The organism is Bartonella sp. MM73XJBT.G (assembly GCF_028618435.1).
Classification (GTDB): Bacteria; Pseudomonadota; Alphaproteobacteria; order Rhizobiales; family Rhizobiaceae; genus Bartonella.
Window position 1 is genome coordinate 1 of the sequence record NZ_JAQISW010000022.1, and the last position, 12,894, is coordinate 12,894.

Annotated in this window: 9 protein-coding genes and 1 pseudogene; 2 read left to right on the plus strand and 8 right to left on the minus strand. The window is 38.3% G+C overall.

Annotated features, from left to right (window positions below; translation table 11 throughout):
- Both PVV59_RS08660 and PVV59_RS08665 read right to left on the minus strand, forming a co-directional pair.
- On the minus strand, positions 1-185 hold a 185-nt coding region (locus PVV59_RS08660), incomplete at its 3' end, for a tail protein X (RefSeq protein ID WP_273755717.1).
- The gene (locus PVV59_RS08665) at positions 182-643 is read right to left on the minus strand and encodes a phage tail protein (protein ID WP_273755718.1); all 462 of its coding nucleotides are present in this window, start codon (positions 641-643) and stop codon (positions 182-184) included. The genes PVV59_RS08660 and PVV59_RS08665, both read right to left, overlap by 4 nt.
- Before the next feature lie 724 nt (positions 644-1,367).
- Between PVV59_RS08665 and PVV59_RS09935 the strand changes: the two are divergent.
- A pseudogene (locus tag PVV59_RS09935) lies at positions 1,368-2,063 on the plus strand (right-handed parallel beta-helix repeat-containing protein); the annotation flags it as partial.
- Positions 2,064-2,360: 297 nt separating this feature from the next.
- The gene (locus PVV59_RS08670; protein ID WP_404978362.1) at positions 2,361-5,660 is read left to right on the plus strand and encodes an autotransporter outer membrane beta-barrel domain-containing protein; all 3,300 of its coding nucleotides are present in this window, start codon (positions 2,361-2,363) and stop codon (positions 5,658-5,660) included.
- A 602-nt stretch (positions 5,661-6,262) separates the two neighbouring features.
- On the opposite strand, the gene PVV59_RS08675 is transcribed toward PVV59_RS08670, so the two are convergent.
- The 6 genes from PVV59_RS08675 to PVV59_RS08700 all read right to left on the minus strand — a co-directional run.
- Positions 6,263-7,045: an ABC transporter ATP-binding protein gene (locus tag PVV59_RS08675; RefSeq protein WP_273755720.1), complete on the minus strand. Its 783-nt coding sequence runs from the start codon at positions 7,043-7,045 to the stop codon at positions 6,263-6,265.
- Complete coding sequence (locus PVV59_RS08680) at positions 7,032-7,916, minus strand: ABC transporter ATP-binding protein (RefSeq protein ID WP_273755721.1); 885 nt, start codon at positions 7,914-7,916, stop codon at positions 7,032-7,034. Before PVV59_RS08680 ends, PVV59_RS08675 begins: the two co-directional genes overlap by 14 nt.
- Positions 7,909-8,838 (minus strand): ABC transporter permease, encoded by a 930-nt coding sequence (locus tag PVV59_RS08685; protein WP_273755722.1) that lies wholly within the window; start codon positions 8,836-8,838, stop codon positions 7,909-7,911. Before PVV59_RS08685 ends, PVV59_RS08680 begins: the two co-directional genes overlap by 8 nt.
- A gap of 2 nt (positions 8,839-8,840) precedes the next feature.
- Positions 8,841-9,914, minus strand: coding sequence for an ABC transporter permease (locus tag PVV59_RS08690; protein ID WP_273755723.1), 1,074 nt, complete (start codon positions 9,912-9,914; stop codon positions 8,841-8,843).
- 113 nt (positions 9,915-10,027) lie between these two features.
- Positions 10,028-11,596, minus strand: a complete 1,569-nt coding sequence (locus tag PVV59_RS08695) for an ABC transporter substrate-binding protein (RefSeq protein WP_273755725.1) — start codon at positions 11,594-11,596, stop codon at positions 10,028-10,030.
- Positions 11,597-11,999: 403 nt separating this feature from the next.
- Positions 12,000-12,894 (minus strand): ABC transporter substrate-binding protein (locus tag PVV59_RS08700; RefSeq protein WP_273755724.1); only part of this gene is annotated, 895 nt, incomplete at its 5' end.

A 12,894-nucleotide genomic window follows, 5' to 3' on the forward strand; every position in this document is an offset into this window, starting at 1 on the left:
CCCCGTGGTAAAAACACACCATATTTGGCAATCTCTGGATTAGCTTCCAGTGTGGCTTCACAATAGCCCCTCAATGACCCAGCTTGCCTCCGATCCCCTAAAACAGACAAGGCATGGTGATAACAAACGAGGTCTAAACTCATATCCTCTAATTCGACCACAAGCTGCTTTGCGGGGATCTTCATGGACTATCCTCCTCTTGATATTGACCCCCTTGATATTGACCTTGTGGTTTTCCCCCATCAAAAAACGGCAACAGGCTAATGGAATAGCGAATACGCCCCGATTGACCAGAGCGGCTAATATAGTCATGATCTTTCGTGACACTGGTAATCACCACGGATCCAAGCATTAAAGCACTGTAGCTATCATCACTCATCCAACGGATCATCTGAACGGGTTGAGCCGCACGTATGGTTCTGGTGATGGCATCAATGGCAACCCGGTCACCAAACTCTTCTGGAAATAATACCCCGTGGATGGTTTTGGGATCATTGCCATAGCCGGTAAATTGTAAACTAGGGGCCCCACCAAAACGCTCTAGACAAACCCATGAGGCAGAAAACTCTTCTTCAAAGGATTGGAAGTTCAGCCAGTCCACATAAAATTGATGCGGTCCTAACATCAGTAAAGGATCTTGCATGGTCTATTCCCCCTCATTCTGTTTTTTGCATTATTCTGTCCAGCCATTTCTATCTTGCTTTAATATACCCATGAATATTGGCATCAAAGCACATCTGACCATTAATAAAATATCATGAGGAAATTCTGAGTGCCTTATAATATTGCACTAAATACTAAAAAGTATTTTTTAAATATAATAAAAAATACATTATAAAATAAACTTAAATATTGCGTATTTAACGATAAATTCAACTTTACCTTTGACAGAGAAAAAAAAATAAATTACCAAAGCTACGAGTAATTAACGAAAAGCAATATCTATTTTCTGTTCTTCTTTTGAAAAGTGCGGGGAAGTAAATATTGGGGGCTTTAAAAGGAGAGTGTCCGTGTATAAAAAATCCCTTCTGTCATCTATGGCAACAGCAGCTATCGTGCTGCTTAATATCCAATTCAATGTCCATGCTGCATCTCTTGAAGTTTCTGGAGAAGGGCAAGTAGTCACTGGAGAAACCGGAAAAGCCTATGAAATCATTCATGCAAAAGAAGGTGGAAAAATCACTGGTGAAAATTTAACAGTAACCGGAAATAAAAATACCAGCGAAGGGTCTGTAGAATCATTCGCTGCTGTAACAGCTGAAAGTAAGGGCAGTATAATAACATTAACGGGGGATAAAACAACCATTAAAGGAACTGATTCTGCCATTATCGTAGGTGTTGGAGCAACAAACGGCGGCGCGATCTTTATGAATGGAGGCTCTATTAAAGCTTCACAAGCTGGCGCTTACTTCACGAACAGTAATAGCGACAAAAACAAAATAAAAGACGTAGAAATATCAAGTAATGAAGACGGAAAACAAATAAGCTTTGGAATAAAAGCAAAAGAGAACAGTACAGTTACTTTAGAAAATGTAACCGTACAACAAGCAGGAAACGCCATTCTTGCAGATAGTAACTCTAAAGTAAAAGTCACTGGAGGCTCATTTGCTTCAAAAGAGGCAACAATAGCTGCCTTGCAAAACAGTGAAATCACTATAGAGGGAGCTCAAATTACATCATCTGGTAACTCTGGGCTCATGGCACAAAAAGGTGGCTCGATCTCTATGAATGGAGGCTCTATTAAAGCTTCACAAGCTGGCGCTTACTTCACGAACAGTAATAGCAACAAAAACAAAATAAAAGACGTAGAAATATCAAATAATGAAGGCGGAACTGCAATACTTTTTGGAGTAAAAGCAGAGAAAAAAAGTAAAGTTTATTTAGAAGGTGTAAGTTTCTCTCAAGCAGACAGTGGTGTATCTGCAGATAGTAATTCTGAAATAACAATCTCTAAAGGAGAATTTGACTCTAAGAAGATAACAATACACGCTGAAAATGGCAGCACAATCACTTTAAAAGACAATACTAAAGTTACATCATCTAATAACGTTGGACTCGCAGCAGAACAAAAATCAATAATCAAAATGACCGGAGGAGAAGTAACTGGAAAAACAGGGGCCATTGTGGCAAAAGAAGGCGGGCACATTACGATCGAAAATGTTACTCTAAAAATAGATGGTGCTGACCCAGTTGAAAATAATGATTTGATTACAAGTGGCTTTGGTGTATTTTCTGAAGGTAAAGACAGTCTAATTGAATTAACAGGTGATGATACAAAGATTAAAAATAGTATAATTGGACTTCAGGCAAAAAAAGATGGTGCAATCAGTATGAATGGAGGCTCTATTAATGCTTCACTCGTGGGTGCTCGATTTACCGAAAGTAAAAACAACAAAAACAAACTAAAAAATATAGAAATATCAAGCAATAAAGGGAATGAGCTACTCATTAATGGAATCAAAGCAGAAAAAGAAAGTACAGTTGCTCTAGAAAATGTAAATGTAAAACAAGTCGGAAACGCTATTGTTGCAGATAGTAATTCTAAAATAGAGATCACTGGAGGATCATTTAATGCAAAAGGAGCAGCTATAGTTTCTGAAAACGGCAGTACAATCACTGTAAATGATTCTACAATTACATCATCTGAGGATGAAGGACTTCTTGCAAAAGATGATGGCGCGGTCAGCATGACAGGGGGATCCATTAAAGCTTTCTATAATGGTGCAACCTTTAAAGGTAGTAACAGTGCCGAAAACAAACTAGAGAATGTGACCATATCAAGCATTAAAGATGAAGATGATGCACTATTACGCTATGGAATAGATGCAAATAAAAGTACCATCATTTTAAACAATGTAACCGTGACAAAAGCAGAAAGCGCCATCTTAGCCGATAATGAATCTACAATAACAGTCTCTGGAGGCTCATTTGAAAGCAAAGGAGATGGAATATATGCAAAACAGGGAAGTTCCATTGCTTTAAACAACGCTACGGTCACATCATCTTATGGAAGCGGTATCTATGCAGACGGTCCAGATTCAAAAATTATAATGGTAGGAGGAAGAGCAACTGCAAAAAGTGGTAGTGCAGCATTATTGACAAAAAACAAGGGACAGATCGATGCCACAGATGTTACGCTCACAACAAATGGCATAGGGACCGGTGCACTTGCGCTTGGTGAGAGCACAATTCAATTGCATGGCAATACAACAATCAACAATACTTTAAACGGTCTTAGAGCAGCTGATGGTGGTAAAATTACCGGTGAAAATTTAAATATCACCGGAGGAAAAGCTATCACAGATCCCGACACAGAACGCTCTGGTCTAACGACAGAAGGCGCTGGCAGTGAAATTAACTTAACAGGTAAAACAACTATTAAAAATGTTGATGAAGGTCTTTATGCAGACGGTGGAAGCAAGATCACCAGTGGCGATCTAGTAATGACCGGTGGTGAGAGCGAAAAAGTGACCATAGCTGTAGGCTCGTGGGAACCTGAGAGCAAAATTGAATTAAATGGGAACACAACCATTAAAAGTTTTGATCTTGGTCTTGCAGCAAGCAATGGTGCCTCAATTATCATGAAGAATGGCACTAAAAATGAAATAGACGTCAAAAAAGTTGCACTATTCGCAGCAGCTAGGGGAAAGATTGACCTAGCAAATACTGATGTAAAAGCAGAAAGAATAGGTATGCAACTAGTGGCTTTATCGAAAACCAATACAGATGAATTAGATGATCTACAAATATATGGAAATAGCGAAATCAATCTAACCAATAGCAATATTCATGTTGAAAATGGCACTGGAATTCTTGTTGGAGCTCTTGCTAAAAAGAGCATTGAAGATATTCCTACTCTATCAATCGGTACAGTTAATCTTAATAATTCAAAAATCCACGCCGATATGTTATTAGATGATGATATTTTTTGGGACAAAATTTCTGCCAACGATAAAAATATCTGGAATGATGAAACCATGAAGAAGATCTCCAACGGTAGCTTTACCTTAAATGCAGATCATTCCACTTTAGAAGGCAGAGCCAACATTTCACAAGAGAGAAATGTACACTTTGATCTGAAAAACGGGACACAATGGTTCTTAAAAAACAGTACACAAGAGAAAGATGCTGAAGGCAATTTGCTTGATATTGCTCAAAGATCACGTTCTGACATTTCTGTTCTGGATCTCAATGATAGCTCTCTCATTTTTCAAGAGCCAACAGAAGATCATTACCACACATTGCATATAGGCTCTGGAAAACCAGAGACCAAAGCTGTCTACAATGCAACAGGCAATGCAAAAATTTATTTCAATACAAAATGGACTGATGGCACACCAATCACAGAGCAAGAAACCGATCATCTTCTTATTCACGGCGATGTTTCAGGCTCCACAACAGTTTATATTCAAAGCGATTTAGGAGATAAAGAGAGTGTCATAAATGCTTCCGATCCTTCTAACATAGGCGGGCTTTCACTGATCCAAGTTTCCGGAAAGGCTGATGAGAATTCTTTCAAATTAGCCCATGGTTATATCACAAGGGGTGGTTCGCCTTATAAATATACGCTAACAGGTTACGGACCAGAATCAAGCTATGGCCAAGCGAATATTGAACAAAGTCTCTTTGATGAAAAGAATGAGAGTTTCTGGGATTTCCGCTTACATAAAGAATTTCTTCCTGATTCAAAAGTAGAAGCGCCTGTAGCACAAATGGCAAGCTATTTGGTCATGCCAAATGCTCTCTTCTATAGTGGATTGACCGATATGGCTGAACAAAACGCATTGTTGGCAAATATCAGAACATCGCTCATAGATAAAGGACAAGAAAAACAGAATGGCTTTTTCTTACACACCTATGGAAGCAGAGGAACCTTATCCTCTGAAAGCGCGCCACGTCAATATGGTTATAGCGGTGCTGATCTTCGCTATGCCGCTCTACAAGGAGGGGTGAACTTTGCAACACTGGAAGGGCATAATACCACAACACGTTTCGGTCTTTTAGGAACCTATGGACAGCTTTCCTTTACGCCAAAAGATATGCAAGATGCTGGGAAAAACACCGTTGATAAATGGTCCCTCACAGCCTATGGAACCATACAATACGACAATGGCTTTTATCTTGATACGTTGTTATCCTATGGCTTCCTAAAAGGAGAGATCACCAATGCCCTCATTGGGACAACCGCAAAGTTGAAGAATGCCAAAATGTTGAACATCTCCACCACTGTTGGCAAACAATTCGCAACCAGCCTTCAAGGTGTAACGTTTGAACCACAAGCACAAGTTGCTTATCAACATTTGACATTTGATACAATTTTAGATGCTGATAATCTGACCATTGACATGCAAAATCCTCATCAATGGATGATCCGTGTTGGCGGACGTTTGACCAAAAGCATTGCCGCTGAAAACAACCGTCCTATGTCCTTCTATGGAAAAGTCAACTTGATCAAAACCTTTGGAGATGATCAAGCACTCCATATTGATAATGATTATAAACTTGATGCTATGGGGGCTGCGATTGAAGGTGGGCTTGGCATCAATGCACAATTGTCCACGAACCTCTCCCTTCATGGTGATGTGAGTTATCAACAAAAGCTGCAAAAAACCGGTATATCGGGAGCAAGTTTTTCAGGCGGAATACGCTATCAATTTTAAGGTAAAACGTTAACAACAAGTGTATTGTTATTCTATACACTTCATCAAACAAAAAAGGCAGCATAATAGCTGCCTTTTTTATTCTATGACGATTTGTTTTTTAAATGTTTTTTTAAACAGAAAACAGAAAAATATTTGAAGACTGTCATTGATCATTGGATTTTTTTACAAAAACTCTTCTTTTATAAAGAATAAAGCTTAGCATTTTCCAATAAATCATGCCTAAAACTATAAAAAGAGTACAACTAAAAAATAAGATGATATTATAAAATAATAAGAAGCTTTTTCGGAATACGCAGCCATTATTCTCTTCTGTTATTTCTCATACATTTAATGCTTAAAATCTTAAAATAAAAAAACTAAACATAAAATGATAAGCAAAAAAATAAGATAACACTATCAAACAAAGAGTTTATGTTAAATCACTTATATATTTCAAAACCAGAGTTCGAATAGGATTTTTAAATATTATAGCTCAAACACTATCCAGCAAATTCATAACTAAAAAAAATCCTATTATCCTCCCTTCCCTTTCAACAAAGCCGCCAAACATCTCCGAAAACTTCAAAACAGAAAAAATATTTTTTCTTCTGGAAAATCGATCACGCTCTTTGTTCTCTATGGACTATAGGCTCAATACTGGCTTCAAAAAACTCTTTTGTATAATCGTGTTGTGCATGGAGATTACGCAATTCATCATTGCTAAGTTCTTCAAGTATAATTCCTTTATGCATAATTCCAACCCGTTCACAAATATGGGCAACAACAGAAAGATCATGAGATACCATCAAATAAGTAAGTTTTTTTCTCTCGCGTAACGATTTCAACAAGTTTAAAATTTCAGCCTGCACCGACACATCCAATGCAGATGTTGGCTCATCAAGCAACAAAACCTCTGGCTCGATAATTAAAGCACGAGCAAGAGCAATACGTTGACGCTGCCCTCCAGATAATTCATGAGGATAACGATAAAGAAATGAAGAATTTAAGCCAACGGAATCTAAAGCATCCTCCACCCTTTCTCTTTGATTATCCATGCCGTGGATTTTGAGCGATTCAGAAAGAACCGTATGAACCATTTTTCTTGGATGAAGAGACGCATAAGGATCTTGAAAAACCATTTGAATACGGCGCAGAAAACTCTTGTCCCTTTTTTTTGCAACCTCTTCTCCATCAAAAAGAAACTTTCCACTATATTCTGGAATAAGCCCCACCAATGTATTCAAAATAGTTGATTTTCCACATCCGGATTCACCAATTAAACCATAAGCTTCACCACGCTTAATATGAAAATTAACATTTTTAACAACGGTTACAGCCTTGTGCCTGTGCCCAAACGTTACAGATAAATTAGAAACATCAATAATATTCTCACAATTTGCCATGAGGAACCTCCTCAACACCATTAACAATCGTAGGATTACACAACCAATCAGGATCACGCTCAGGAACAGCCAAAACATCAACAGGATTATCAAGCCGTGGCAAACTTGCTAGCAAAGCCTTTGTATAAGGGTGACAAGCGTGAGACAAATCAGAAGCAGGCAACTCTTCTAGCACACGTCCCGCATACATCACCAAAATACGATCACAAAAATCAGCAATCATATTCAAATCATGACTAATGAAGATAAGCCCTGATCCAGACTTTGTCACAAGTTCATCTAATACAGATAAAACTTGTCGTCTGACCGTAATATCAAGCGCAGATGTTGGTTCATCGGCAATAATTAAATCAGGTTTTGGAATGAGCATCATTGCAATCATCACACGTTGCCCCATCCCCCCAGATATTTCATGAGGAAAGAGACGCATCACATGTTCAGGATCACGAATATGAACAGATTCTAACATAGATACGGTTCGCTCCCGCGCTTCAGCTTTTGAAACACGATAATGAATACGGTAAGCCTCCATAATCTGCTCCCCAATCCGTATTAAGGGATTAAGTGAATATTTGGGGTCCTGTAAAATCATTGAAATACGCTTACCTCGGATTTTTCGCATCTGAGGTTCACTTGCAATCAATAAATCGACATCCTCAAAGCGCATTTTTTTAGCTTTAACAATGGCTGATTTTGGACTCAGCTTTAGTATTGCCCGTCCAGTCATTGATTTTCCAGACCCAGATTCACCAACAATGCCAATTTTTTCTTTTCCGACAGAAAAGCTAACACCGCGCACAACTTCTGCAATGCCGCGCGTTGTAGGAAAAGAAATACGTAAATCTTCTACTTCTAATAATTTATTACCCATTGCGTGGATCCAATACATCACGAAGACCATCACCCAACAAATTGAAAGCAAGGCTTGCAAATAATATTGCACAGCCTGGTATTGCTGCCAACCACCAATTTGTCATCATAAATTCCCGCCCCGAAGAAAGCATCGCCCCCCATTCAGGACTTGGAAGTTGTGCTCCCAACCCTAAAAATCCAAGGCCAGCAGCTGTTAAAATAATCCCAGACATATCTAAAGTTAAGCGTACAATCACTGAAGGAATACACATGGGCACAACATGAAACAAAATAATTCGCCAAGCAGAAGCACCCTGCAAGCGAACTACAGAAACATAATCAGAAGAACGTATCGTCAAAGTTTCAGCACGCGCTAAACGTGCAATTGGTGGCCATGCTGCAATTGAAATTGCAATAGAAGCATTTTCTATCCCCGGTCCCAATGCCGCTGAAAAGGCAAGAGCTAAAATCAAACCTGGAAAAGCGAGAAAAATATCGACAATGCGCATGAGCACAGTATCAACCCATCCTCCCATATAACCAGAAACAGTCCCAACAATAAGCCCTATTGGCCCAACAATAATTGTTGTAAGAAAGACAACATAAAGAGTAATACGAGAACCAAAAACAAGGCGACTAAAAATGTCACGTCCTAATTCATCTGTCCCAAAATAATGGGCCATAGAGGGAGGCTGCAACCGATGACCCAAATCATTGCTAAGAAAATCGTGCGTCGCAATCCAAGGAGCAAAAAGTGCACATACGATAATAATACAAATAATAAACAAACCAAATACAGCCGAAAAGTTATGAAAAAACTTCACCAGTGCATGGTAAATTCTTTGTATGTTTGCTTGAATTATGGACCGTGGAACAGAATCGTTTAACCAAGAGCTCAAAGAAGATGATGATTGTGATTTATGATGATTACTGACTGTCATATTCAACGTGTCCTTGGATCAAAAATGCGATAAAGCAAATCAGAAAATAAATTAATGGCGACAAAGATAAATCCTACAAGTAAAGTACATCCTACAACTGCATTCATATCTCCAGCGAGAAGAGCATTAGTCAAGTAATGTCCGAAACCAGGCCAAGCAAAAACTGTCTCCGTCAAAACAGCCCCTTCTAATAAAAAAGCATAAGAAAGTGCAACAACAGTAATAACTTGAACAGCAGCATTTCGAAAGGCATGCCCCCAAACAGTTCGCGCCCATGATAATCCCTTTACACGTGCTGTAATGATATATTCCTGATTGAGTTGCTCAATCATAAACCCACGAGTCATACGACTAATATAAGCCATAGCCCCGAAAGCCAAAATCAAAGCAGGCGTAATAATGTGGCTAAAGACATTCCCAAAAGCCTCCCATTGTCCTTGGCTAGCAGTATCCCAAAGGAAAAATCCTGTTTTGGGTTCAAAAGAAAATTCATAAAGAAAATCAAGACGCCCTGGACCACCAACCCAGCTAAGCTTAGCGTAAAATATTAACAATGCCATGAGCCCCAGCCAAAATGTCGGCGTAGAATAACTCAAAAGTGTAAAAACACGGACAACATAATCAATAAATGAATCGCGATACATTGCCGCAAAAACACCAAATGGGATTCCAAGAGTCGTGCCAATAACAATAGCAACAGTTGCAAGCTCTAATGTTGCAGGAAATACACGCATAATATCTTCTAAAACAGGACGCCCAGACGTTAAAGCATCTCCAAAGTCAAATAAAAATACATTATGAAGATACTTCCAATATTGAACAATCAACGGCTTATCAAGACCCAGCTTATAATACATGGCATCATAAGCTTCCTGGCTGATATTATCACCAAGAATAGAGAGAACAGGATCGAGAGGAAGAAGATGACCAAGAAAAAAAGTAATCGTCACCAACCCAAGCAATGTGATAAAAACTGAAATAAGAACTTTTAATCCCTTGAACAAAAAATTCCATAAAAATAATTTTCTCTGCTTTTCTGATACAGCTCTTTCAGTCTCTGAAAGTGGCAAAACCATTATAAAAATCCCCTCTGTAGCGACAAAACATAAAGCGAACACTTTTTTTCATAGAATGGAACGATTTATTATTCGGCATGTTTTGCAATTCTTCTCGATAACAATGCTTCTTTTTATTTTTCTGCTTCATTGTAATAAAGTCTAAAACTATTCCAAGCCCATTTTTTGACATCTGGTCCCATCCCAACAGTATAATATGTCTGAAATAAATAAACCATAGGGCCATGTTCAAATACATAATTCTGTAAAGCACGATATTGCAAAAGACGCTTATTTTGATCTTTTTCAAATAAAGCATCCATCACCATTTTATTGATATTTTCATCATAATATCCAGTGCGCCAAGCTAAATACATATTGTGCTTTTCTGTAAATGTTGGATCAGGATTAAAAACATGATTTAACGAAGCAGGATGCCCATCAGGATCAGCACTTCCCCATCCCATAAGTGCACTATCATAATTTCCACCACGCACACGGCTTAACAATTGATTTTGTGCCATTTTTTCAATGGTAAAATCAACACCAATTTTGTGCGCATTGGCTTGAATAGACTGCGCGACAGAGGACATATAACTAAGACTCCCCACTAAAAGATTAGCTTTAAAACCATTGGGATAACCAGCCTCACTAATCAACTGTTTGGCTTTTTTCAAATCTAACTTAAAGGGCAATCCTTCTTTTTCATCCAAAGCGCCAGGAATTCCCAACGCCATATAGCTCGCGCGTGGAATGCCAATACCCTTTAAAACAGTCTTTCCAAGCCCCTCATAATCAACCAAATAACGAAGCGCCAAACGTACTTTTTCGTTAGCAAAAATTGTATTCTTATTATTCAGCGACAGATAAATAATCTGTGGTCGCAAAACGCGACTAATTTTGACTGGTCCTCCCTGCTTTTCAATATCTAAAATATCCTCTGAAGAAAGATCACGCGCTATATCCACATCACCCTTTTCCAAAAGAAGTCTTTGGCTTGTTGAATCCGCAACGTGCTGTACAACAATTTGTTTAATTTTAGGCGCCTCTCCCCAATAATGTTGTGTTGCTTCCAATACAACTTTTTCTCCAGGAGACCAACGTACCAATTTATAAGGTCCTACACAGGCTGTATGGGTAGCCAAATATTTATTACCCATGTCACCATTAATACTTTCTGCTTCAACTATTTTTCGATCAAGCAAAGCAGAAGCATAGGATTGTCCAATAGCAGTCAATATAAGCTGAATAGGATAGGGTTTATCTAATTTTAGCTGTAAAGTTTTATCATCAAGGGCTTGAATATACGTCTCTATATTGTCTTTATTAAAGCCATAATCCTTCAAAAACTGAGAATACCCTAATCCCAATTTAATAATCCGGCGCATTGACCAAGCAAGATCTTGTGCTGTAGCAACCCTTCCATTATCAAATTTCAAATCATCACGAAGATGAAAAATAATTCTTTTCCCATCATCTAATACATCCCAAGATTGTGCCATAGCAGGACGAATTTTTGTAGAATCATGCTCATCATATTGCACAAGCGCACTGCAAATATTCGTCAATAATTCACTTGTCACAACTTCAACAGTTTGCGCTGGATCAAAACTACTAATTGAATCAATATTCCATGCCATCACCAATATATCTTTAGACGAAGCACTGAATACTGATACTATAGCCCCATTTAAAAATCCCATTGTGCTTAATAAAATACAAATTCTTTTCAACACTCTTTTTTCCCCATTTTATCTTTTCTTTTTGTGCTCCTGTACCTTTTCATACAAAGTGCTTGTGATTTCATCTTTTAAATAGCATGATATCAAACATCAACTTCATTTAATCAAACTAAGCATCAAAGTCATTTTCTCATAGAGAGATTTATTATTCAGATGAAGAAAATCTGTAATCATAAACAGAAAAAACTCACCAATATAACTTCCCCTCTTCATCCCTCCTTATAAAGGACCTCAATCATATACGTCCCTCCCCCACAATTTCATACCTCTTAAAAGACTGAAGAACTCTTATTTAGGAGAATATTTTTACCATGTAATGATGCCTCAAAGCTCTTTTTATCTTGGACGGCACGAAAAAGCACGCTTATTTTTCAATTGCACTATAAAAAATACGCGGCGCACTATTCCAAACCCATTTTTTGACATCAGGTGTCATCGCGATAACACTATATTGTTGATAGATAAACGCATAAGGGCCTTTTTGCATCAATTCACGTTGTAAATCAGCATATATTTTCGCCCGTTTTTGTGGATCTTTTTGAAATAAAGCCTCTTCAACTTTTTGATTCATCTCTGCATCAAAATACCCATGCTTCCAACTAGGATAGGCTGTATTTTTTGCCTCAAACCGATTATCCGGATTATAAACAAGACGTGAAGCCATTGTATGAGGATCTGCAGAATCATTATTCCATCCGATAAAAGCCGTATCAAAAGCCCGTGCATTTACTTTTGAAAACAACTGTGTCCCTGCCACACGTTCAATTTTAAGATGCACCCCCGCCTGTGCAGCACTATCCTGGAGTGACTGAGCAAGGAGCAAAGCATAAGGAGTATTTGAGACGAGAAAATTTGCTTCAAATCCATTCGGATAACCAGCTTCTGCTAAAAGTTTCTTAGCTTTTTGAATATCAAGCTTAAAGGGTTGCCCTTCTTTTTCATCCAAAGCTCCAAAGTTGCCAAGAGGAATAAAACTTGCCCGTGGAATACCAATCCCTTTGAGAAGCTTCTTACCAAGACCTTCATAGTCTACGAGATAGCGCATCGCCAAGCGTACTTTTTCTTTAGCAAAAATGGGATTTGTCGTATTAAACCCCCAGTACATCATGGTTGGCACTAATACTTTTTCGATTTTAACATCTGTTGTTTTTTGTAGATCTGCAAGATCTTCAGGGGTCAAATTACGAGCAACGTCAATATCATGTTTTTGCAACAATAAACGTTGTGTTCCGGGTTCTGCAACATGACGAATGAGTATC